This is a genomic window from Eubacteriaceae bacterium ES3 (assembly GCA_030586155.1).
In the GTDB taxonomy this organism is placed as follows: Bacteria; Bacillota; Clostridia; order Eubacteriales; family Eubacteriaceae; genus Acetobacterium.
This window is the reverse complement of the sequence record CP130741.1, coordinates 2,587,071-2,607,860: the sequence shown is the minus strand read 5'-3', so window position 1 is coordinate 2,607,860 and position 20,790 is coordinate 2,587,071. Positions and strand designations below refer to the sequence as shown.

General features: G+C 38.1%; 29 protein-coding genes and 1 tRNA gene. 14 read left to right on the top strand and 16 right to left on the bottom strand.

From position 1 onward, the window contains the following. Positions 1-5 precede the first annotated feature (5 nt). Positions 6-983 (bottom strand): NAD(P)-dependent alcohol dehydrogenase, encoded by a 978-nt coding sequence (locus Q5O24_11995; protein ID WKY47076.1) that lies wholly within the window; start codon positions 981-983, stop codon positions 6-8. Positions 984-1,241: 258 nt separating this feature from the next. Between Q5O24_11995 and Q5O24_11990 the strand changes: the two genes are divergently transcribed. Together Q5O24_11990 and Q5O24_11985 are read left to right on the top strand one after the other, a co-directional pair. Further along, on the top strand, positions 1,242-1,532 hold the full coding sequence (locus Q5O24_11990; protein ID WKY47075.1) for a PqqD family protein: 291 nt from the start codon (positions 1,242-1,244) through the stop codon (positions 1,530-1,532). 531 nt (positions 1,533-2,063) lie between these two features. After that, entirely contained in the window at positions 2,064-2,837 is a 774-nt protein-coding gene (locus Q5O24_11985) for a sigma-70 family RNA polymerase sigma factor (protein ID WKY47074.1), read from the top strand. Positions 2,838-2,893: 56 nt separating this feature from the next. Here Q5O24_11985 and Q5O24_11980 read toward each other — a convergent pair whose 3' ends face one another. The 8 genes from Q5O24_11980 to Q5O24_11945 form a co-directional block, all read right to left on the bottom strand. Continuing rightward, positions 2,894-3,178 carry a hypothetical protein gene (locus tag Q5O24_11980; protein ID WKY47073.1) on the bottom strand — a complete coding sequence of 95 codons (285 nt, stop codon included), beginning with the start codon at positions 3,176-3,178 and terminating at the stop codon, positions 2,894-2,896. A gap of 79 nt (positions 3,179-3,257) precedes the next feature. Further along, on the bottom strand, positions 3,258-3,596 hold the full coding sequence (locus Q5O24_11975; protein WKY47072.1) for a hypothetical protein: 339 nt from the start codon (positions 3,594-3,596) through the stop codon (positions 3,258-3,260). A gap of 2 nt (positions 3,597-3,598) precedes the next feature. Then, on the bottom strand, positions 3,599-3,832 hold the full coding sequence (locus Q5O24_11970) for a hypothetical protein (protein ID WKY47071.1): 234 nt from the start codon (positions 3,830-3,832) through the stop codon (positions 3,599-3,601). Continuing rightward, positions 3,829-3,996 carry a hypothetical protein gene (locus tag Q5O24_11965; GenBank protein ID WKY47070.1) on the bottom strand — a complete coding sequence of 56 codons (168 nt, stop codon included), beginning with the start codon at positions 3,994-3,996 and terminating at the stop codon, positions 3,829-3,831. Before Q5O24_11965 ends, Q5O24_11970 begins: the two co-directional genes overlap by 4 nt. A gap of 179 nt (positions 3,997-4,175) precedes the next feature. After that, positions 4,176-4,334: a hypothetical protein gene (locus Q5O24_11960; protein WKY47069.1), complete on the bottom strand. Its 159-nt coding sequence runs from the start codon at positions 4,332-4,334 to the stop codon at positions 4,176-4,178. Between the two features lie 15 nt (positions 4,335-4,349). Then, the gene (locus Q5O24_11955; GenBank protein ID WKY47068.1) at positions 4,350-4,562 is read right to left on the bottom strand and encodes a hypothetical protein; all 213 of its coding nucleotides are present in this window, start codon (positions 4,560-4,562) and stop codon (positions 4,350-4,352) included. A 3-nt stretch (positions 4,563-4,565) separates the two neighbouring features. Continuing rightward, complete coding sequence (locus Q5O24_11950) at positions 4,566-4,838, bottom strand: hypothetical protein (protein WKY47067.1); 273 nt, start codon at positions 4,836-4,838, stop codon at positions 4,566-4,568. A 34-nt stretch (positions 4,839-4,872) separates the two neighbouring features. Next, on the bottom strand, positions 4,873-5,289 hold the full coding sequence (locus Q5O24_11945; protein WKY47066.1) for a hypothetical protein: 417 nt from the start codon (positions 5,287-5,289) through the stop codon (positions 4,873-4,875). A 164-nt stretch (positions 5,290-5,453) separates the two neighbouring features. On the opposite strand from Q5O24_11945, the gene Q5O24_11940 reads away from it, so the two are divergent. From Q5O24_11940 to Q5O24_11920, 5 genes are all read left to right on the top strand, one after another. After that, a complete protein-coding gene (locus Q5O24_11940; GenBank protein WKY47065.1) occupies positions 5,454-5,696 on the top strand; it encodes a helix-turn-helix domain-containing protein in 243 nt (80 codons plus the stop codon). 582 nt (positions 5,697-6,278) lie between these two features. Further along, positions 6,279-6,467 (top strand): type II toxin-antitoxin system HicA family toxin, encoded by a 189-nt coding sequence (locus Q5O24_11935; protein ID WKY47064.1) that lies wholly within the window; start codon positions 6,279-6,281, stop codon positions 6,465-6,467. Positions 6,468-6,497: 30 nt separating this feature from the next. After that, positions 6,498-6,896 carry a type II toxin-antitoxin system HicB family antitoxin gene (locus Q5O24_11930; protein WKY47063.1) on the top strand — a complete coding sequence of 133 codons (399 nt, stop codon included), beginning with the start codon at positions 6,498-6,500 and terminating at the stop codon, positions 6,894-6,896. Between the two features lie 78 nt (positions 6,897-6,974). Continuing rightward, positions 6,975-7,259, top strand: coding sequence for a DUF4160 domain-containing protein (locus Q5O24_11925; protein WKY47062.1), 285 nt, complete (start codon positions 6,975-6,977; stop codon positions 7,257-7,259). 8 nt (positions 7,260-7,267) lie between these two features. Further along, positions 7,268-7,576, top strand: coding sequence for a DUF2442 domain-containing protein (locus tag Q5O24_11920; GenBank protein ID WKY47061.1), 309 nt, complete (start codon positions 7,268-7,270; stop codon positions 7,574-7,576). Positions 7,577-8,330: 754 nt separating this feature from the next. Here the strand turns inward: Q5O24_11920 and Q5O24_11915 are convergent. From Q5O24_11915 to Q5O24_11890, 6 genes are all read right to left on the bottom strand, one after another. Further along, positions 8,331-9,065, bottom strand: coding sequence for a phage antirepressor KilAC domain-containing protein (locus Q5O24_11915; GenBank protein WKY49251.1), 735 nt, complete (start codon positions 9,063-9,065; stop codon positions 8,331-8,333). Beyond that, positions 9,053-10,264, bottom strand: a complete 1,212-nt coding sequence (locus Q5O24_11910) for an IS256 family transposase (GenBank protein WKY47060.1) — start codon at positions 10,262-10,264, stop codon at positions 9,053-9,055. The genes Q5O24_11915 and Q5O24_11910 overlap by 13 nt, the downstream gene beginning before the upstream one ends. Positions 10,265-10,340: 76 nt before the next feature. After that, positions 10,341-10,472: a hypothetical protein gene (locus Q5O24_11905; protein WKY47059.1), complete on the bottom strand. Its 132-nt coding sequence runs from the start codon at positions 10,470-10,472 to the stop codon at positions 10,341-10,343. After that, complete coding sequence (locus Q5O24_11900; protein ID WKY47058.1) at positions 10,460-11,236, bottom strand: hypothetical protein; 777 nt, start codon at positions 11,234-11,236, stop codon at positions 10,460-10,462. Before Q5O24_11900 ends, Q5O24_11905 begins: the two co-directional genes overlap by 13 nt. A gap of 516 nt (positions 11,237-11,752) precedes the next feature. Further along, positions 11,753-12,037, bottom strand: a complete 285-nt coding sequence (locus tag Q5O24_11895; GenBank protein ID WKY47057.1) for a hypothetical protein — start codon at positions 12,035-12,037, stop codon at positions 11,753-11,755. Beyond that, complete coding sequence (locus Q5O24_11890; GenBank protein ID WKY47056.1) at positions 12,038-12,223, bottom strand: hypothetical protein; 186 nt, start codon at positions 12,221-12,223, stop codon at positions 12,038-12,040. A 164-nt stretch (positions 12,224-12,387) separates the two neighbouring features. On the opposite strand from Q5O24_11890, the gene Q5O24_11885 reads away from it, so the two are divergent. Beyond that, a complete protein-coding gene (locus Q5O24_11885) occupies positions 12,388-13,338 on the top strand; it encodes a helix-turn-helix transcriptional regulator (GenBank protein WKY47055.1) in 951 nt (316 codons plus the stop codon). A 16-nt stretch (positions 13,339-13,354) separates the two neighbouring features. Next, positions 13,355-14,740: a tyrosine-type recombinase/integrase gene (locus Q5O24_11880; GenBank protein WKY47054.1), complete on the top strand. Its 1,386-nt coding sequence runs from the start codon at positions 13,355-13,357 to the stop codon at positions 14,738-14,740. Between the two features lie 134 nt (positions 14,741-14,874). On the opposite strand, the gene Q5O24_11875 is transcribed toward Q5O24_11880, so the two are convergent. Continuing rightward, a tRNA-Ala gene (locus Q5O24_11875) sits at positions 14,875-14,950 on the bottom strand. Positions 14,951-15,268: 318 nt separating this feature from the next. Between Q5O24_11875 and Q5O24_11870 the strand changes: the two genes are divergently transcribed. From Q5O24_11870 to Q5O24_11850, 5 genes are all read left to right on the top strand, one after another. Next, on the top strand, positions 15,269-16,522 hold the full coding sequence (locus Q5O24_11870) for a PocR ligand-binding domain-containing protein (GenBank protein ID WKY47053.1): 1,254 nt from the start codon (positions 15,269-15,271) through the stop codon (positions 16,520-16,522). Further along, the gene (locus Q5O24_11865; GenBank protein ID WKY47052.1) at positions 16,523-17,617 is read left to right on the top strand and encodes a response regulator; all 1,095 of its coding nucleotides are present in this window, start codon (positions 16,523-16,525) and stop codon (positions 17,615-17,617) included. It begins immediately after the preceding gene. 375 nt (positions 17,618-17,992) lie between these two features. Then, complete coding sequence (pduA, locus tag Q5O24_11860) at positions 17,993-18,268, top strand: propanediol utilization microcompartment protein PduA (GenBank protein WKY47051.1); 276 nt, start codon at positions 17,993-17,995, stop codon at positions 18,266-18,268. Between the two features lie 26 nt (positions 18,269-18,294). Further along, a complete protein-coding gene (gene pduB / locus Q5O24_11855) occupies positions 18,295-19,080 on the top strand; it encodes a propanediol utilization microcompartment protein PduB (protein WKY47050.1) in 786 nt (261 codons plus the stop codon). A 46-nt stretch (positions 19,081-19,126) separates the two neighbouring features. After that, positions 19,127-20,788, top strand: coding sequence for a propanediol/glycerol family dehydratase large subunit (locus Q5O24_11850; GenBank protein WKY47049.1), 1,662 nt, complete (start codon positions 19,127-19,129; stop codon positions 20,786-20,788). Positions 20,789-20,790 lie beyond the last annotated feature (2 nt).

Here is a 20,790-nt window from a genome sequence, read left to right as displayed (position 1 = left end):
ATTTACTAGCAGACAGTGATCACGACATTGCCCTGTTTCTGTCCTGAATCGACATACCGATGGGCTTCGGCCATTTGCTCAAGGGTAAAATACTGATCGATGACCGGATAAAATTTTTGGCTTTCCACCAGAGATCTGATATAGATCAGGTCATTCCTGCTACGCCTGGATGTAGACATAAAAGTTTTTTTATTACTTAGGATCTGCGCTATAAGAGAACGAAGCTTTGTAGCAAAATTGGGATTGGCAAGCAGGATTAAACCGCCTGGTTTCAAAGACTGGATTAAGCGTTTGTAGGGTGTTTTTCCAGGAATATCGAAAATGATATCATAATGTTTGTCGCTAAAATCATTGTGCTTATAATCAATTATATGGTCGGCACCTATGGATTGCAGCATTGGTAGCTTTTCCAATTTGTCAACAGCGGTAACCTCGGCACCGAATATTTTGGCTAATTGAACGGCGGCTGTGCCGATACTTCCGCCTGCACCGTTTATTAATATGGTGTCATGTCTTTTAATATTGGCTTGACGCAGGAAATGCAATGCTTCAAGTGAACCCACTGCCAAAGCAGCAGCGGTATCAAATGAAAGTTGAGCAGGGTTTTTAATGAACACATCGTCCGGAGAATCTTCTGGCAGACAAATGTATTCTGAGTAGGTACCATGTCCGAAACCGGTAGCTCCGAAAACTTTATCTCCGACTTTAAATTGTGAAACGTCACTGCCAATGGAATCTATTTCACCGGAAAACTCCTGTCCCAGAAGTTGGAATCGTTTGGGTGATGTTACGCCGTTCATCAGCCGCACCATCGTACTCAGCAAGAAGGATAATGACAAGCTTCTCATTTCACAGTCTCCCGCAACCACAGTCGTTGCATATACGCGTATGCAGACTTCGTTTTTATTCGGTACGGGTTCTGTGATTTCTTTTAATTCTAGACTGTCAGGTGAGCCGTATTTTGTCCATAAAACAGCTTTCATAATATACTCTCTTTCATTTTGTAGTTATAATTATATAAACCTAAGTTGGACTATTTACTCATTTCTAACAAAATTTTTTAAAAGTCAATTGTCAGTACTTAGTATGTAAAAGTTGGGATAGTTGTAGTTTAATCTAAAAGGTCTAAGAAGTTTAAGTATTTAATCAAAAAAATATGTGATATAATGTAAAAAACATGTTATATATTATGAATTATTATAAATGTTAGTAATTACACCACAAATTGGAGAGAAATTAAAATGAAAATTAAATCTGTATCAATAAAAGAGGAATATTTTTTGAACGAGTTTGCAGGAGAATACTGGATTTTTTCTAAAAACGATTATAACAATGGATCTGTTTCCGGTTTGACGGCTTTAAATGGTGCATTTGTTTATTTATGGGCTCAATTGGAAAAGGGAATGTCGGTTGACGAGTTGATAAACGCATTGGCTCAAAAGAAAAATTTGGATATTGATGACGCGGAAGCTGATGTTTATGAATTCCTGGCCAGACTGATTAATGGCAATATTGTGGATGTTGTGGCTTAAATCTTGGAACTCATATAGGTAAATACGGATAACCCAAGGTTATTGGTTGTGATGCTTATGGGAAAATATTAACTGGAACATTTCTTTGAGCCCGATAACTTTTGTTATCGGGTATTATTTTTTATTAAAATAATCGCCTATTTAGAGGGGGCTAACTTCTTTTGATCTGTAGACAATAAAAAAAGACAGCCTCTAATAGGCTGTCCTGTATGATTATAATATGGTGGAGATGAGGGGACTTGAACCCCTGGCCTTCTGACTGCCAGTAAATTCAATGAAAATGCATGAACTTTCATAGTTTTGATATTTCCCAATAATAAGCCATTCTACATTGCTATCTTTTTATGAAGCTTCATAAAAAACAATGAAAAATCTTCAAAAAATTATAAACAGTCGCCAAATAGTCGCCAAGGTCGGGGTTTTTAAATGCTTTATTAAAGCCGTTTTAATGATATAATCAAATAAAAACGGAGGAAAATTCATGACTAATGAGGAATTGGTTAGGGCTTTTTCTGAAGGTGATAAAATGCCATGGGTGAGATTGTCGAAAAGAACCAGGGGATGGTTTATCATCTGGCCAAGCATTACCATACTTTATGTGAAGTGTCTTACCTGGATATGGACGATTTAATGCAGCTTGGTAATATTGGCCTTATGGAAGCCGTTAAAGGGTTCGATCCTGATTATGGTGTGAAATTCTCCACTTATGCCGGTGTGGCTATCAAAGGGCATATTTCAAGGGGCTTAAGATATTCCACGCCATGGAAGGATAGAAAAGACCCTCAAAGCGAACTCTGCCACCTTGTCAGCTCCAGCGATTTGATACCAGGTGCAGAAAATACCTGCCTGGAGGATGTTCTTGAAGATGTCCGGGCTTTTAATGCTTATAGTCTTGCTGAAGAGGAATTAGACCGGTTAAATTTACGCAAAGATTTATTTTCCGTCCTGGACACGGTATTTAAACCACATGACCGGATTAAAAACGTGCTTATTTTAAATAATGGTCTGAATGGCCATGAATACAGTTTAAAAGAAATAGGCGAGATATACGGCATTTCAGGCGAGCGCACCCGCCAATTAAATGTAAAAGGCTTGCGCCGGATCAGAAAGTCCAACGCTGGCAGGGATTTGATGGAGAAATACGAAGAGGAATATATAGAAGAGGTGCATACTCAGAAAGTTAAAGCACTGGTGGTAAATAAGCAGATTCTGAAAGAAACTTCACAAACAGTTAAGCAACCTAAATTGAGCTTTGAAGAGGAAAGGGAATTAATGGATAGCTTAAACAGTCTCTTTGGCTTGTAATTTGCAGCATAATATAAAAACCGCCTTTCGTTTTGAATGGCGGTTTCTTGGTTATGCTATCGTCGTGTAGAACGTATAATTTTTGAAAATTTCTCAATAGTCTTCAACTGCTTTTCACAAGCAAAAATGTAATCATAAACAATATTAGCTCTTATTCCTTCTTTTTCGTGTTCCTTTTTTAATGCCTCAATTCCTTTTGATTCATCTAATAGATAGTCAAAATAATTTTCCAGCATATCTAGAAGCACACAGTTTGCTTTACTAATGTTTTGTGACATATCTGAAATTGCTAATTCTGTTTCATTAAGAATATCATCGTTTATTAATATGCTTCTTGCCATTTTTTACCTCCTCTGAATAATAAATAACCGGAATACTTTATTTTATACCCCCCCTTACCCCAAATTTCGGGATTTTCGTTCACGTGTTCTTAGGGATCGCGACCGTGACGGGGCCGTCTAAGTTTTTGATACCCCCGCCCTGAATGTCTTTTAAACCGCCAGTTAACAGGCTTACCGCTTCATTAAAGCCTAAAACAAAACCCTGATACATTGCAATATTTACACAGTTAGAATTTATTTCTTCTATGCCGTATCTTATGTTTTTATGCTCAATTTGGGCTAATAATTCATCGAATTTATCAATAATTTCGATATATTCGGCCATAACTTCAAAATCTTTTCTTGCTACGGTGTTTTCAAATAGTGCTAATAGACTGTCATTACCTATTTGTGTACAAATCTTTCTAAACTGGCTCATGTTTATTCCTCCTCTTCCAGTTCGCTAATATAATCAGCGTGATACTTTTCAATATCTTTAATGAGGTTGTCATATTCTGTGCCGGTTAAGTCACCGGCTTTTAAAGAATAGTCAGCAATTCCATAGACTTCATGAAGGATTAAGTCAGCTACTTCATAGCTTATAAAGGACTGCATTAAATCCTTTTTATCCTGAATAACCCGGCTTAATAGTTTTAATCGCCTCTTCTTGTTCATTTCATGGCCTTTAATGCCTCTTCTATCCATGCCATTTCATTGGTGACCAGCTTTAATTTAATCGCTGTTTTATTGGTGAATGGCCAATAAATAGCCATATGTGTTTCAATCTCCCGCTTCATTCCGTTTAACTCGTTGTACCTAGCTAATAATGTTTGCTTCATTTCCGTACCTCTTTCTATAATTATTTATATTTTGGCTTGTCCTGGTATGTCTGAACTTAATTAATAATGGTGCAGCACCTTCACCAACAGGGATTAAACGGCCTTGTTACAAATTATCAGGCTGTGTTTAATCAGTACACCATTAATGGCTACAATAGGTTTAGTTTGTTATCTGTTCTTTATATGGTTTTAAAGGTAATGATATCGGTTGGATTCTCCCGGATCAGGAGAGCTTTAACCTCTTCAACAGTCATATTATTGTCAAGTGCTGCCTGGACGACATCAACCAGCTTACGGCCATTAAGATAAGCCCAGATAGTTTTCTGTTTACGTTTCATTTTTTAATCCTTTCGTCATTCACATCTGAAGGTATAGCCTTGTTTATAGTTGACCACACCAACTACTTTAATAGTTTCAAGATTATGTGTGTTGTATAATTCACGCCTCTTAATTATTTGTGTAGCTTTTGAAACCGCATCTTCCTGTGTAGGTGTAATAACCTCAATTTGAAAAATGCAACCGCCGTCTTCTATTGGTTTAAATCTAACTAAAAAAATGTAATCCATGCATTATTCCTCATTCTTCGTTAATTTCTTGTTATCTCTGATTTCAGCAACATTAGCCCAGCTGGCAGCCCGCATAAATCCCGTTAATGTTAAATAATATGCGGTAAAGTTACCAACGCCAAAACCGTTATACCAACCTGTTTGTGGTTTTTGTGCGTAGTCTGTGGCTTTTTCGCCAAACAGTTCAATAGCTCTTTCAATTAGTACGCCATCTGTTTCACCAAATAAAACGGCTTCTTTTTCAAATAACTCCTGTACTTGTGCCTTATTTAGCATTTTCCTTCCTTTCCGGAAGAGGTGTGGCCTCTTCCTATGCGATCATTTGGGCGTTAATCCGCAGCCCGTAATATAAGCCATTACCGCCAACAATCTGCTTTAATTGGCTTTTTAAGGCTGTTCCATATTCCAATACCTTTGATAGTAGTTCAGAGGTGGAAGAGGGCAAATAGCCAACACAGTAAGATTTTTCGTTAATGGTGGCGATCACTTCCAGAGTGTTATCTTCAAAGTAATCGGCTGAATTTTTGACCAGGGAAAAGGAAACTTCTTCAGGCTGGTATTTCTTGATGTGGTCAAGTGCTGTTTGTCTGTTGCCTTTGGTCACGCCTTTAACGTAAAGGGTTTGTCCTTTTGCCAGTGCCCAGGCTCTTTTAAATGCCTGGCTTTTGCTTAATCCGGTAGTGGCCAGCTTATTGGCGGTTCTTACAATCTCTGAACGGTTATACATTTTCGGTTATCCTTTCAACAAAGTACATCTAATTGAGTATATTATACATCACACAAGTTACTATGTCAATGATAAAATACATCTAATTGAGTATTAATGTATAAAAATTGATTGCTTTATACTTCATTTGATGATAAAATGCCAGTATGAAGGAGGTGCTTTAAATGTCTGTATCTGATAAAATAAAATCATTATTGCAGTTAAAAGGAGTAAAGAATAAGGATTTGGCCGAACATTTAGGTATTACTCCCCAATCGATGAGAAACAAATTTACAAGAGGTAGTTTCTCGGCTGATGATCTGATAAACATAAGTGACTTTTTAGGGTGCAAATTATATTTTGATGTTGACGAAGATGTGAAAATATCCCTTACTACCGATGATTTAAGAAATCCGGAAAAACAATAGAAGCCCCGCTAATTTGTGGAATACCTGGAAGAGATGCCAGCGGATTAGTGATTTAAGCAGCGGTTAATAATAGTGCTGCAAGCAACCAGCAAACAAATTACAATCGGAGAGGGGAAACCTCTTCTTTTTTCATGCAAATTATTGACCAGAGCGGGGCAGGGTTTAAATGGCCGGTTTAACAAGTAAGTTCAGACTTAAAAATAAAACCGCTCAAAATCGATTTACGGGCTTTGTTTTTCTACGCACGGTGGTATAGTGAATTATCCGCAAGAGGAGACAGCGGTTCAGTGATTAAAGCAGCAGGTTATAATAGTGTTGCAAGCAACCAGCAAACAAATTACAATCGGAGAGGGGAAACCTCTTCTTTTTTCATAAAAATATTGACCAGAGCGGGTCAGGTGTTAAATGGCCGGTTTAACAGGTAATCTTATTTAGGGTAAAAATAAAATTGCTTAAAAACGATTTATGAGCGTTGCATTAAATACGCCTTTAATTTTCATAGCTTATAAAAAGCAAATAACTTGATATACGTATTAATACGTGCTATAATATAGTTGAGATAAGGTGAGGAGAAATAGAACGATGCCGATGACACCAAATGAAATGATAAAACTGCTTAAGAAAAATGGATTCATTGAAGTTCGTCAAAATGGCTCACATAAATTCTTTGTTAATCCTGAGACTGACAAGAGAACTACTGTACCTTATCACTCAAAAGACCTTAAAAAGGGAATTGAACAACAAATACTGAAAGATGCTGGTCTGAAATAGGCTGGTAAGTCCGTAGTGGAGGGAAAAGAAATGAAAAAATTATTTTATCCGGCTGTTTTTATTCCTGAAGAGGATGGAGGCTTTTCCGTGTTTTTCCCTGATATTCCCGGGTGTAATACCTGTGGTGATACCATGGATCATGCTTATGAAATGGCCTTTGATGCTTTGGGACTTGTTTTGTCCTATATAGAGGATAATAAAGAGGAGATTCCCACGGCTTCGAAGCCCCAAGATATTAAACTGGAAGAGGGGCAATTTTTAGTGGTCATTGAATTTGATATGAACGCCTATAAAAGAAAAACTGATTCCAGAGCTGTAAAAAAGACTCTTACTATTCCTTCCTGGCTTAATGATGCAGCACTGGAAAGCAATGTCAATTTTTCGCAGGTTCTACAAGAGGCCTTAATGGAAAAACTCCACATTGCATGATTGAAGTTTCATAACTGTTAAGGATGAGTAAATGAAATCGGTATATGCTATGATTACATCAATAATAAAAATATAATTATGAATGGAGCTGATAAGGTGCCGGAATTATGTAATTTTGCTGGTATATTTGTGTATTTGCGCTTTAATGATGTTGGCCAGCATTACAAACCCCATGTTCATATTAAATATGGAGATTATAAAGCTGTTGTATCTCTTGATGGTGAATTATTGGCCGGTAGTATCCCTAAAAAGCAGTTTAAAATACTTGTTGGGTGGTTGGCACTTAGGGAAGAGGAAGTATATAGGGCATGGAATCAGGCGGTAAAAAGTGAGCATTTTGATAAAATATTGCCTCTGAAATAAAAGAAAGGATGATTGCAATGTATGAAGTAGATGGGATTTTGTATGCCGGGAAACCTGCCGACATGGTGACGGTAACCGGTGTAAAGCCTCTTCAAGGCTATCAGTTATTATTAACCTTTTCCACCGGTGAGCGAAAAATTTATGATGCAACCCACTTGTTGGAGCTTTCAGCATTTCAGCCTTTAAAAAATCCAGCTGTTTTCAATGATGTACAAATCGATTTTGACACGGTTACCTGGTGCAATGGTGATGTGGATATCGCACCGGAAACACTTTATAAAGAAAGTGTTGTATTTACAGAAATCAAAGAAGCTTAATTCAATGCCTATCTGAAGATGAAAGGTGATGAAAACAGAATTATAACGGCTGTTATGGTTTATTCTGATATGCAAACACTAAACGAATACTGTTTATAGAGCCCTGGCATCTGCTGGGGCTTTAATATTTGGCAATAAATAGTCAGGTCAAAAAAAATTACCCAGAATCGCATAGTTGGAAGAGGAAACCCAGCCCAATGCTCATAATTTCTGAACTCTTATTAAAATGGTGGGGGGCTTGGTGTTTGCCGGTTTATTCAGTGAGATTCAAAAGTCTTTTCATGTACTACCATGATTTTAAAGGCGCTTGCTTTTTTTCTAAAAATCAAAATAAAAAAGTCAAAATTATGATGTGCGTGCAAATTGGGAACCCTATGCAATAGCCGGTTCAATCTACAATACTGGAATAGTGGGGGCTGGTGGTGTCCTCTTCTGCTTTTTATCTCGTTCTTAATGTTCCAGAAAATAATATTTTTACCTTGACCTAACCTTATGCTTTTTGGCAACTGTTTTGCTGTGCTAAAACGCCTAAAGGATGCGGTTTTAAGACGAAATATGATAGCGTGGAAAATTCGCCCCCTCGCGCGTGTTGCCCGCCAGTGTGGATCGGTGACAAGCTATTCTGGATCGTGAGGAGACCACCCCTCATATGATAGTTGAATTTTTCAGACGATTCTTTTAGCTTATCAAATAACAGGCAGCGATTTAAACAGGTTTTTACTGGTAGTCTGGAATAGTTTCCCTGGCTGCCGGTTTATGAATTATCCCCCAGAAATTTATTAATAAAGTATTGCTGCCCTTTTACCGTAACCATGGGTTTTTTATAGGTATCCTTTATCCCATCTCTTCGAGTATATGGGATAAATGCTATTTCAAGTATCCCCATTTGAAGGCTGCGTTGTGTAGGCAGACTGTTTTCTTTTGCTTTTGACTTGGTTAAATAACCTTTCTTCCGTAGCAAATCGAAAAGTCTATTCTGACCTGTATCTATGCCATTTTGCTTCAGGATCTTAGCCAAATCACCAATTTCAATAGATTTATTGCTGGCTGTTACTGCAATGGCTAAATTAACCATGGGTTTATCCTGGTCAATCTTAGATTGCATTCTAGCCTTTTCTTTACGTTCCTCTTTTAACTGCATGGCCAATGTAATGATCGTGTCCGGATCTAATAAGGCCTCTTGTATTTTTTCTTCTGTCATATATGCCCCGTGTTTCCTGATTGCTGGCAATACCTCATCTGTCACCCAGTCCTGGAACTTTTCCGCGTCTGGCTTATGGGATTTAAAAATTAGTTTATAAACTCCTGATTCGGTCAAGAAGTTTTCACCAGTGTTGTGGAGTTTTCTAAAGTCGGTAATCCCGACATTAGAATTTGTCAGTTTAACCACTTGTTTTTCATTCATTCTGGCTATATTATCTCTGACATTTTTAAAGTCAAGTCCAAAATAGTGTGTAAAAACCTCGGTGGGTTTAACTAGGCTGCTGATGAAACAGCAGCCGTCTGTTCTTTTAAAAATTCATAGTAATCCTGCATATCCAGATATTTTCTGCCGGAAGACCATTTTTCATCCTGTTCCATAAGCAGCGCACCCAGTAAACGGATAACCGATTTTTCGTTGGGATAAATGCGGATCACGCGATCACGACGCCTGATTTCCTCGTTGAGTCGTTCGATACTGTTGGTTGTGCGCAGTCTTTTCCGGTATTTCTCAGGAAGACTCATTACAGCCATCACATCATCAAAACCTTCTTCGAGTATTTCAATCGCTTTTGGTGCTTTGGATTCAAAATGTCTCAGTGTGTCTTTCAGCAGGTTGCGGGCATCTTCAATATTTACTGCATTGTAGATGCGTTTCAGATAGGATTTCAATTCGGACTGCTGATTTTTGGGCGTTTTATCCAGTACATTTCTTGAGAAATGTGTCTGGCATCTCTGCCAGGTGGATCCCTGAAAATGTTTTTTAATCGCATTTACAAGTCCTTTGTGATTATCGGATACTATCAGATCAACGGCTGTCAGACCACGCTCTTTGAGATTTTGAAAAAAATCTCCCCAGCTTGATTCTGTTTCGGTATCATTCAGCTGAAAACCAATTACTTCACGATTGCCATTTTCGTTGACTGCGGTTGCTACCAATAGACCTTTTGACCGGACTCTGCTGTCTTCGCGAACTTTGAGATATAAAGCATCCACAATTATAAATGGATAATGCTTTTCAAGCGTTCGGTTACGAAAACCGTTTACTACCGGATCCAGATTTTCACACAGCTTTGAAACTGTTGATTTTGAAAAGCTCTGGCCACAAAGTTCTTCTGTAATGTTTTCGATTTTGCGGGTTGAAACCCCATTAATGACCATTTCGATCATTGCCAGCATCAGAGCCTGCTCGCTCCGCTGGTAGCGCTGAAACATCGTCGTGCTGAATTCGCCGTTACGATGACGAGGGATCCGCAGGGTGATACCACCGATTCGCGTTGTTAATTCACGATCCCTAAAACCGTTACGGTAAGCTGTCCGATCCTCGCATCGCTCATAGCGTTCAGCACCAAGTTGCTCAGCCGATTGCGCTACAAGCACCTGGTTAAGAATTGTTTCCAGAAGCTTTGAAAAAGCCTCATCCCGGGAATCTTTTGTAAAAAGTCCGTGCAAAAGTTCTGTGTCCAGTGTAATATTTAATTGAGCCATTTGTTCATCTCCTCGATTAGGTATTGGGTGGTACTTTTATTTTAACCGAGGTTTGAGCTCTTGGCTCATTTTCTTTTTACACCATTATACGGACTTTATCATTTTTAATATCAAGGCATTCAGCAACGTGATAAGGATTGAATAAAACCTTCCCTTTAAACTCAAATACCTCTACTTGCTTTCCTTCAAAAATCATTAAATTATCCATTGTTTTTCCTCCCTGGCTCTTTCTGCCTGATTTTCTGTTTTGCCTGTCTTTATCATTCTATATACCTGGAATGGCCAGCCGGTAAAATCGTGAAATCCTTCTTGAATGCTATCAGCTTCGATGCTATAACCTTTAATTGGTTCCGGGATCTTGCGCCATTCTCTGGCCTTGATTATTTCTTTTTTTATGACCGGCTTTTTTAAATTCTTGCTTGCATTCCAACGCTTTTTTGATGGGCTGTCTTTTTCTCTAAAGGTCTTGCGGGTTTCTTTTATCAGATAATGAGCCAGTGCGCTATATTGGCCAGTGTTATCTAAATAGGTGAATCTTATCCGGCCTTTTTTCCATAACCGTTTAAATATCTTTTCTGTTTCATTTTCGATAGAATTGACAATAATATGGTGATGAATACGCTTATTTTTGTACTCAGTAACCAGAATATATTTAAGTTCTTCTTCATGCTTTCGATATTCTACCCGCAGCCGTCTTAAAAATTTCTCCACTTCTTTTTTTGCCTCTTCAGGCAATATTATTTTATTATTTGCATAAGTAATGGTAATATGAAGATCGCCATCACGATAATTGGTATTAATTAGCCGTCTTAATTTAGTTTCGGCGTTTTTCTCATTGATAGCTTGCATCAGTTCAGGCGTTGGCTTCTTATTTTGCCCTCTGGTGATGCCTTTTTTATTAAATCTGGCCGAGAACCTTTTTGTTATTTCTATTGTCTTGCCAGCCTTGCAGATTTCTTTTATGTATGGCATCTGTCTACACCTCTTTTATGATTGATACTGTCGGTAAATTAATTTCCTTATCGAGTCTAAAAGCCGGATTTTCAGCCACTTTTTTACTTGTTATCTGGTCAAGGTTATTGTATAATTTAAACCAAGAACAGCAGTTTTAGAAATGATCGTCGTGGCATCCAAGCAAATAGGCGGTCATTTCTTTTTAAATTGTTGGTGCTGAAAAGCAACCCTTGTAAAGCTCTCCCGGATCGCTGCCATGATGTGGGGAGAGTTTTTTAATGCGCTTTTTTGGTGTTTACTGTTATCTGGCAGCAATGAATAAATGGGAAGAGGTCAAAAGTCGAATTTTTATCATTAAACTTCTGAATACTTCCCATTAGTCCGGTTTTCTGATTGATCCATTGGAATATTATCTTATTGGTGCCGTTAACCTGGCATCCGGAAAAGATAACAGCTGTTCATTATCGTTGGCGGGGAAACGCTCATGGCTATACTGCCGGCTGCTTATTATTTTCCTGGCATTGCTCAAAATAGTTACTTTAAACCGATATTCTTTTTATACTCTTCAATTCTATCAATAGAAATAACGCTTCCGTTCTCTTTGGTTACCTCTTCCTGGACTTCCAGCGGTTCCGGGTTATTAAGGTATTCAATTAATTGATCCATATTGATTAAATTTTTCCGGCCAGCTTTTACACTTTTAATTTTTCCTTCCGTTACAAACCGTCTGATAGCACATTCAGTTAGTGCAGTGTGGCTGTCAATTTTCTTTAGTTCTATAATCGCCTCTTTGGTGGTTCTCATTCGTGGTAAAGTCATTTAAACGGCCTCCTTTTGATTTTTCAATACTTCAATGGCTTCATAAATCTTTTGCTTTTCATCCTCGGGTAATTCGTGTCGCATCTTTCGTGAAAACGCTGCTTCGTGAATCCCTAAAATTTCACAAACTTCCCATTGTCTTATACCAGCTTTTTTAAGTGTTTCTCTAACATCAAGATTTTTCATATTTTGGCCTCCAAATTTTCAAATATTTCTTGTTGCTGTACTATTGTTGTTGTTAACAAGTGTGTGCTATGGTATAATTATATCAACAATATAATTAAAGTCAACATAATTATGAATTGAAAAAAGAAAAAGCAACAAATAAATAAGAGCGTGGAGTGATACTAATGAAAGATCAAACAATTGTAGATATTACATTTAAAAAGAAGTTTAATGAGTTAATAAAATTAAATAATTTAACTCAAAAAGATGCTGCTGATGGAATTGGAATTACAAGGCAAGCTGTTAGTTTGTATACTACTGGTCAAAGGACACCAGATATTAATACACTTTATAAAATTTGTGGATATTTTGAAGTGTCAGCTGATTATCTTTTAGGAATTGCAGAACAAAGAACTTCTGATATCGATGAAAAAAAGATTAGTGAGATCACCGGTTTAAGTGATAAAGCGATTAGAAGGCTGAAGAGTTACAAAAAATATTTACCAGGGGTATTAATACCGGCACTAAATGAACTTATTGAATATGAACAGGATGGAAAACTTCTTGCAACTTTTAAAGATTATTCAGAATTTTCTACATTGAGTAGTAAAGAAAAAGAAGACCTTATAAATGATCTATATCAGAAAAAAAGCTCAAATGATGGAGAAAATAAATCGATATATGAAGAAACAGAATTACCTGATTTTTTAGAAGGTCCATTGTTGGTAATTGATCAGTATTTAAATAGTTTAGTTGCCAATGAAGGGTGTTTAAATGTATCACTAACAGATAGACATGTTGGTAGAATTGAGACACAACAAATTATTGATACGGTGATTATAGATGACTTAAAAGAAGTTTTAAATCATATGCGCAAAAAATATAACGGTAGGAAGGAAAAAGCTAAAATTCGTTACAAAGAATATACTAATGATTGGGATGTAGTAAGAAGAAATATGGTGCTTCAAAATATAAAATTTGATGATTTTTATGATGAATCGAAACCGTTGTTTGAAAAGATGATTTTTAATTTGATAAATATGGCAGACAATGAAAATGCTAATGCTGATAAAGGGGCTGGGTTTATCGAAGAATTCTTAGACGAATTTTTCAAAACAATTAAAAAAATGCGATAAAATCGGAGGAATAATCATGGCAAACATACAAAAAAGAGGTGACTCATATAAAATAACAGTTTCCGGCGGTTATGATGTATCAGGCAAGAAAATAAGGCATTACATGACTTTTAACCCGCCAGAAGGATTAAGCCCCGCAAAATTAAAAAAAGAAGTTGAAAAAGTCGCCCGTGAGTTTGAGGAAAAATGTAGTCTGGGTTATGTTATGGACAGTAACATTAAGCTGATTGATTTTATTGAACTGTGGTTTAAAAACTACATTGGCAATAAAAACCTATCCCCGGTTACGGTCAGAGGCTATCAAAATGAATCCGTTAAGATCATTGAAGAGTTGGGGCATATTAAGATTGGCCAGATCACCCCCAAACACGTTCAAGACTTCTACGCAAAAGTAAAATCAGGTACCGGAATGAGAGGCGGGGAAAAATTCAAAGTTACCCCGGAATATTTAAAGATTGTGGCCAAAATGAAGCAAAAGGATATATCTGATAAGGCTGGGATTAATGATGATGCACTCAGACGGCTTAAAAAGGGCGGGAATACTAACCGAGAGATTGCTGAAAAAATAGCGGTGGCCATAGGGGATAATTTTGACACACTTTTCATTTCAACCAATCCGGGTAAGGAAGTTTCAAATGATACAGTGCTGCATTACCACAAATTACTCAATAACATTATGAATACGGCGGTTAAATGGGGCGTGATTGCCTTTAATCCAATAGAAAAACGTGTAGAGCCACCACGATCAGAACGCAAAGAACCCGCCTATATGGATGATAATGAGGCTCTGGAAATGTTGGAGCTGGTGGAAGAGGAGCCAATAAAATATAAGTTGGCCTTAAATCTCTTGATATTCAGTGGATTAAGAAGAGGGGAAATAGCCGGGCTTAAATGGTCTGACATAGATTTTGAAGGCAATATTATTACGGTGAAGAGGTCTCTAAAATATATTCCTGGAGAGGGCACTTTTGAAGGTGATCCCAAAACCTTTAAATCTCGAAGAAGCGTTAAATTGCCGGAATTTATTTTTGAATTGTTCAAAACTTATAAAGTCTGGCAGCTTGAAGAACGGATTAAGGTAGGTGATCGCTGGCAGGATCATGATTATATCTTTACCAGGTGGAACGGTGAGCCTATGAGTCTGGACACAATCGGCAGTTATTTAAAGAAATTCACTGATAAACATAACCTGAAGCCGGTTCACCCGCATTCGCTAAGGCACACCAACGCTTCTATATTAATAGCAAACGGCGTGGACTTAAAAACAGTATCTACCCGCCTGGGACATTCCAATTTATCAACGACAGGTAACATATACGCCCATGTAATCAATTCAGCCGATGCCAAGGCCAGTGATGCACTGGATAATATTTTGGTCACATCATCCCGTAAAGCCCGGTAACTTTTGTTATCGGGTAATTAATTTTTATAAAAATAGTCGCCAAATAGTCGCCAGGGTCGGGGTTTTTTTCCTCTTCCAACCTTTAGGCAATAAAAAAGACAGCCTCTAATAGGCTGTCCTGTATGATTATAATATGGTGGAGATGAGGGGACTTGAACCCCTGGCCTTCTGACTGCCAGTCAGACGCGCTCCCAGCTGCGCCACACCCCCGAATTAATACGACTTGTTAATTATAAAGGAATATAGAAAGCAATGCAAGTATTATTTTTATAATTCATAAAATTATAAATTATCAACTAAGTCAACTGATTCGAGATAATTGATTTTTGATAGTCGGATTGAAAAGACAAAAAAGTACTTATTTTTAGGTAAAAACCTCTAAAATCGTCAAAAAACTTTCATGACAGTACTATTTTGGTTTAGAATGACCAAAAAGAGTAAAAAAACTGCCAAAATGATTCTGTCTGTGATATAATGTTACCGGATTTAGATATGAAGTACGGAAATATTATCTGAAGGGGTTGTTATATGAGAGTCTTATTAAAGATTACTGACATCATCGATGTGGACGTTTTACAAAGGATTCAGGATTCGTTTTCGGCGGCAACCGGGCTGGCAGCAGTTACCGTTGATTATAAGGGGAATCCGATCACAGAATACAGTAATTTTTCCGAGTTCTGCAAGTGTGTCAGGAAAAACAGTCACAACAGAGATTGCTGCTATCAGTCGGACGCGCATGGTGGAATTGAATCGGCCAGATCAGGGAAACCCTCTATCTATATATGTCATGGTGGGTTAGTGGATTTAGCAGTTCCGATCATGGTAAAAGGTAATTATCTTGGTGCTATTTTGGCTGGACAGATAAAAATTGGAGAAGATGAAATGAAAGCTCTGCCCCTGGGAACCAGTCATGAGCTAACCGATTTTTCAGGTGATTCGGAAATTATGGAACTTTATAACCGGGTCACGGAAACGACTCTGGACCAGGTGCGGTCATCAGCAGATCTTTTATATACCATTGCCAATTATTTGGTGGAAAAGCAGATGATCCACATTATTCAGGAGGAACTGCATAATAAGAACCTGGAACTAATGGAGGAAGTCAAACTAAGAAGTGAAGTCGAAGCTTCATTAAAGGAAGCAGACTTAAAAGCTCTCCAGGCTCAGATAAACCCCCATTTTCTATTTAATGTTTTAAATACTATCGGACGTCTTGCACTTTTGGAGGGGGCTGATAAAACTCAGGAAATGATCTATGCCTTTTCTGACATGATGCGTTATACCCTGAAAAAAGAAAAAAACAATGTTGTGACGCTGAAAGAGGAAATGGAGCATGTTCAGAATTATCTGGCGATTCAGAAAATGAGACTGGGCAATCGACTGGATTACTCGGTTAATATCGACCAGGAAGCTGAAGATGTCTTTTGTCCGTTTATGACGATTCAGCCTTTTGTCGAAAATGCGATCATTCACGCTATTGAACCCAATGCAAAAGGCGGGAAGGTTAGGATTACGGCCAAAGCCTTGCGGGAAATTGTTGAATTAAAGATTCTGGATGATGGCGTGGGGATTCCCAAAGACCGTATCGATAAAATTCTTGATGGCAGTTATGAATCCAATGGTCATGAAAAAAATACCGGAATAGGGATTAATAATGCCAATAAGCGGCTGATGTATTATTATGGCGTTGATTATGGGGTCGACATAAAAAGTGTTCCCGAAGAAGGAACAGAAATAACCATCAATATCCCCCGAAAATCGACGACAGGGAGGGGATTGTAAATGTACAGATTATTTATTGTAGAGGATGAACATCTTGAAATCGAAGCAATTAAACTGATTTTAAGCCAGTATGGCGAGAATATTGAAGTAGTAGGAGAAGCGTCTTCGGGGATGGTTGCTTTGGAAGAAATAAGGCGACTGAACCCGGATATTATCTTGTTGGATATAAATATTCCTGAAATCAATGGTATTGATGTACTGAAAGCGATCAAAAAAGAGGATCACGATAAGAAAGTTATCCTGATTACAGCATTTAATGAATTTGATTTTGCGCATCAAGCGATAAAAGCCAGAGTGGATGACTTCCTGCTGAAGCCGATTCGCCCCCAGCAGTTGATGGATTCCATCAATCAGAGCGTATCATCGTTGAAAAACAACGCCAAAGAGCGTTTCGATGAAAAAATGAATGAGGTCATTTTTGCTGTGATTCAGAAAAAATACAGTGATGCAAGAAACTCACTGATTGCTTATCTGGATCTGGTTTATGACTACCATACCTATGATATTATATCAATTCAAAATGAAGTTCGTCATTTTATGGAAGAACTGAATATTGTAACCAAAGATATGTGCGGTTATTCATTAAATAGTCCTCTTTGCTCGCAGAATCATATGCAATTTGTCAATATGTATAAAAATCGATATGATCTTAAAGTCGAAATAATGAAAACTATAGATAAAGTTTTTGATCGGATGCTGGATAATAAGGAAACCCGAAAGAATAATATTGAAGATATATTAAATTATATTGATCGCAATTGTTATAAAGATATTTCTTTAGATCAGGTAGGAGAATACGCCAATATGAGTTCCTACTACCTGAGTAAAATCTTCAAAAAAGAAACGGGCGTTAATTTTGTGACCTATCTCACCGAACGAAAAATTGAAATTGCCAAAGATATGCTGGCAAATACAGATGTACCAATTATCAACATAGCGCTTGATTTATCATATCATGAACCGAACTATTTCAGTAAGGTTTTCAAAAAAAGCACTGGGATGACACCAACCGAGTACCGCAAAGAAAAAAGAGCGGTGGATAATAACGAGATGGTGGATAAGGATTCTAAAAATAAATTTAAAATCAGTAGTTAAGCAATGATTTGGAGCCAGTAAGGCAGCCATCAGAATCACAGACAACCTGAATTCTGATGACTGCCTTTTGATTTTTTTTGGCAAAAATTTGAGAAAAAGTAAAAGGTCAAATTTTCTGTTTATTACATAAATAGGTCAGAAAAGAGAAGTTTACAGGGAGATACCATTCGGATGGTGAACAAAGTGCATATATTAGTTGAAATTTTACAGCTATTGTTGCAGGTAAAAAAAAATAGGTGCTTATGAAAAAGGTTTTCATAAAATGTTCGAGAAAAGTACTATAATTTTATAAGAACAGCACAAGTAATTACCATGGCCTTTGAATTAGAATATAGGTAGTTCAGTAACAAATCTTGAATAAGGAGGATAAAGCTTATGACAAACGAAGCTTTAGGTATGATTGAAACTAAAGGATTAGTTGGTTCTATTGAAGCCGCTGATGCAATGGTTAAATCTGCAAACGTATCATTAATGGGCTATGAAAAAATCGGTTCAGGACTTGTAACCGTAATGGTTCGTGGTGATGTCGGAGCTGTAAAAGCTGCTGTTGATGCAGGAGCTGCTGCTGCAGACAAAGTTGGACAAGTTGTTTCAGTACATGTGATCCCAAGACCACACACAGATGTGGAGAAAATTTTACCAAGTCTATAATAATTTAATTACGGAGGTGTAAATTAATGAAAGATGATTTAATGAACAAATTGATGGAAGAAGTGATGAAGAAAATGGGTGAAGTTGAAGAAACAGGCACAGTAGCAGCTGCTACAGGCGTTTGTGGTTTAACTGAATATGTTGGAACGGCTGTTGGTAACACAATCGGTTTTGTTATTGCAAACGTCGACAAAACTTTACATGAAGCCATGAAAATCGATCCTAAATATCGATCTATCGGTATTCTTTCAGCTCGTACTGGTGCTGGCCCTCAGGTATTCGCTGCAGATGAAGCTGTAAAAGCTACTAACTGTGAAGTGGTTTCTTGTGAATTTGCTCGAGATACAGAAGGTGGCGCTGGTCACGGTTCTTTAATTATCTTTGGTGCTGAAGATGTATCTGATGCTAAACGTGCTGTTGAAGTTGCATTAAACGACCTTGACAGAACTTTCGGAGATGTTTACGCTAACGCTGCTGGACACTTAGAGTTCCAGTATACCGCTCGTGCAAGCTTCGCCTGCAACATGGTATTAGGCGCTCCTATCGGAAAAGCTTTCGGAATCATCGTTGGCGCTCCTGCTGGTATCGGTGTATTAATGTCAGATGCTGCTTTAAAAGCTGCTAATGTAGAACTTTGTGGTTATGCTTCTCCTGATAATGGTGGAACAAAATACTCGAATGAGTCTATGATCTTCATCTCAGGCGATGCTGGTGCTGTTCGTCAGGCTGTATACGCTGCTCGTGAAGTTGGAAAACAAGCTTTAGAAGCTTTAGGCGGTCCTTGCCCACCTGTAACAACTCCTTACATCTAAGCAGCTGTTATAAAAGTTTTCCAAAATTAAAGGAGGAATGATGACTATGAAGTCTAAAAGATTTGAAGCACTAGCAGCTCGTCCAGTTAAAAAAGACGGGTTCGTAAAAGAATGGCCAGAAGTAGGTTTGATCGCCATGAACAACCCTGGAGATCCTACTCCAAGCCTGGTTGTTGAAAATGGTTGTGTTGTAGAGTTAGATGGTAAAAAACGAGCTGATTTCGATATGCTTGATACATTCATCGCTAACTATGCAATTCGTTTAGAAAAAGCTCAAGAGTATATGGCAATGGACTCTTTAGAAATTGCCAACATGCTTGTTGATATAAATGTACCTCGTGACGTAGTTGTTGATATTACAACTTCTATCACACCAGCTAAAATCACAGACGTACTTAACAAAATGACAGTACTTGAAATGATGATGGCTCAGAACAAAATGCGTGCTCGTTTGATGCCTTCAAACCAGTGTCACGTAACAAACGTTAAAGATAACATGACTCAGATCGCTGCTGATGCTGCTGAAGCTGCTATTCGAGGATTCGACGAACAGGAAACTACTGTTGGTATCGCTCGATACGCTCCTTTCAACGCTCTGGCTATCATGGTTGGTGCTAACGCTGGCCGTCCTGGTATCTTGACACAATGTGCTGTTGAAGAAGCAACAGAACTTGATCTTGGTATGAGAGGTTACACTGCATATGCTGAAACTATTTCTGTATACGGTACAGAACCAGTTTTCATGGATGGTGATGATACTCCTTACTCAAAAGCTTTCTTGGCTTCAAGCTACGCTTCTCGAGGCCTGAAAATGCGATTCACATCTGGTTCTGGTTCAGAAGTACAGATGGGATACGCTGAAGGTAAATCAATGCTTTACCTGGAAGCTCGATGCTTATACATCACTAAAGGAGCCGGTGTACAGGGTAGCCAGAATGGTTCTGTATCTTGTATCGGTGTGCCAGCTGGTGTACCAGGCGGTATCCGAGAAGTATTAGCAGAAAACTTATTAGCTGCTTGTCTTGACCTTGAATGTGCGTCTTCAAATGACCAGACATTTACACACTCAGATCTTCGACGAGTTGCTCGTTCACTGATGCAGATGGTACCAGGAACTGACTATATCTGTTCTGGATACTCTTCTACACCTAACTACGATAATATGTTTGCTGGATCCAACTGGGATGCAGAAGACTATGATGACTGGAATGTAATCCAGCGTGACCTTAAAATTGATGCTGGTCTGCAGCCAATTACTGAAGAACAACTTGTTGCTGCTCGTGCTAAAGGTGCTCGTGCAATGCAGGTTATCTTCAGAGAACTGGGACTGCCAGAAATCAGTGATGCAGAAGTTGAAGCTGCTACATATGCAAACGGATCTCAGGATATGCCTGACCGTGACGTTGTAGCTGACCTTAAAGCAGCAGAAGAACTGCTGGCTCGTGGTGTAACAGCTGTTGACTTTATTAAAGCTTTAGATAAGGGCGGCATGAAAGATGTAGCTGATTCAATCTTCAAAATTCAGTTACAGAAAGTTGCTGGAGACTACCTGCACACCGCTTCTAAATTAAGTCCTGAATTCGAATGTATCTCAGCTGTAAACTACCCTAATAACTACACAGGTGTTTGCACAGGATATCAGATCAGTGACGAAAGATGGGCTCAGATTCAGGATATTCCATGGGCTGTTGACCCAGAAAGCATTTAAGG

Bases quoted from the DNA above. Each gene is read 5' to 3' on its own strand.
- Q5O24_11920 (WKY47061.1), top strand. From the start codon at position 7,268: ATGATTGCAATGTATGAAGTAGATGGGATTTTGTATGCCGGGAAACCT.
- Q5O24_11910 (WKY47060.1), bottom strand. From the start codon at position 10,264: ATGGCTCAATTAAATATTACACTGGACACAGAACTTTTGCACGGACTT.
- Q5O24_11975 (WKY47072.1), bottom strand. From the start codon at position 3,596: ATGAGCCAGTTTAGAAAGATTTGTACACAAATAGGTAATGACAGTCTA.
- Q5O24_11880 (WKY47054.1), top strand. From the start codon at position 13,355: ATGGCAAACATACAAAAAAGAGGTGACTCATATAAAATAACAGTTTCC.
- Q5O24_11865 (WKY47052.1), top strand. From the start codon at position 16,523: ATGTACAGATTATTTATTGTAGAGGATGAACATCTTGAAATCGAAGCA.
- Q5O24_11985 (WKY47074.1), top strand. From the start codon at position 2,064: ATGGGTGAGATTGTCGAAAAGAACCAGGGGATGGTTTATCATCTGGCC.
- Q5O24_11980 (WKY47073.1), bottom strand. From the start codon at position 3,178: ATGGCAAGAAGCATATTAATAAACGATGATATTCTTAATGAAACAGAA.
- Q5O24_11930 (WKY47063.1), top strand. From the start codon at position 6,498: ATGAAAAAATTATTTTATCCGGCTGTTTTTATTCCTGAAGAGGATGGA.
- Q5O24_11945 (WKY47066.1), bottom strand. From the start codon at position 5,289: ATGTATAACCGTTCAGAGATTGTAAGAACCGCCAATAAGCTGGCCACT.
- Q5O24_11905 (WKY47059.1), bottom strand. From the start codon at position 10,472: ATGGATAATTTAATGATTTTTGAAGGAAAGCAAGTAGAGGTATTTGAG.
- Q5O24_11900 (WKY47058.1), bottom strand. From the start codon at position 11,236: ATGCCATACATAAAAGAAATCTGCAAGGCTGGCAAGACAATAGAAATA.
- Q5O24_11935 (WKY47064.1), top strand. From the start codon at position 6,279: ATGCCGATGACACCAAATGAAATGATAAAACTGCTTAAGAAAAATGGA.
- Q5O24_11995 (WKY47076.1), bottom strand. From the start codon at position 983: ATGAAAGCTGTTTTATGGACAAAATACGGCTCACCTGACAGTCTAGAA.
- pduA (WKY47051.1), top strand. From the start codon at position 17,993: ATGACAAACGAAGCTTTAGGTATGATTGAAACTAAAGGATTAGTTGGT.
- Q5O24_11955 (WKY47068.1), bottom strand. From the start codon at position 4,562: ATGGATTACATTTTTTTAGTTAGATTTAAACCAATAGAAGACGGCGGT.
- Q5O24_11895 (WKY47057.1), bottom strand. From the start codon at position 12,037: ATGACTTTACCACGAATGAGAACCACCAAAGAGGCGATTATAGAACTA.
- Q5O24_11890 (WKY47056.1), bottom strand. From the start codon at position 12,223: ATGAAAAATCTTGATGTTAGAGAAACACTTAAAAAAGCTGGTATAAGA.
- pduB (WKY47050.1), top strand. From the start codon at position 18,295: ATGAAAGATGATTTAATGAACAAATTGATGGAAGAAGTGATGAAGAAA.
- Q5O24_11970 (WKY47071.1), bottom strand. From the start codon at position 3,832: ATGAACAAGAAGAGGCGATTAAAACTATTAAGCCGGGTTATTCAGGAT.
- Q5O24_11885 (WKY47055.1), top strand. From the start codon at position 12,388: ATGAAAGATCAAACAATTGTAGATATTACATTTAAAAAGAAGTTTAAT.
- Q5O24_11850 (WKY47049.1), top strand. From the start codon at position 19,127: ATGAAGTCTAAAAGATTTGAAGCACTAGCAGCTCGTCCAGTTAAAAAA.
- Q5O24_11990 (WKY47075.1), top strand. From the start codon at position 1,242: ATGAAAATTAAATCTGTATCAATAAAAGAGGAATATTTTTTGAACGAG.
- Q5O24_11940 (WKY47065.1), top strand. From the start codon at position 5,454: ATGTCTGTATCTGATAAAATAAAATCATTATTGCAGTTAAAAGGAGTA.
- Q5O24_11925 (WKY47062.1), top strand. From the start codon at position 6,975: ATGAATGGAGCTGATAAGGTGCCGGAATTATGTAATTTTGCTGGTATA.
- Q5O24_11870 (WKY47053.1), top strand. From the start codon at position 15,269: ATGAGAGTCTTATTAAAGATTACTGACATCATCGATGTGGACGTTTTA.
- Q5O24_11960 (WKY47069.1), bottom strand. From the start codon at position 4,334: ATGAAACGTAAACAGAAAACTATCTGGGCTTATCTTAATGGCCGTAAG.
- Q5O24_11965 (WKY47070.1), bottom strand. From the start codon at position 3,996: ATGAAGCAAACATTATTAGCTAGGTACAACGAGTTAAACGGAATGAAG.
- Q5O24_11950 (WKY47067.1), bottom strand. From the start codon at position 4,838: ATGCTAAATAAGGCACAAGTACAGGAGTTATTTGAAAAAGAAGCCGTT.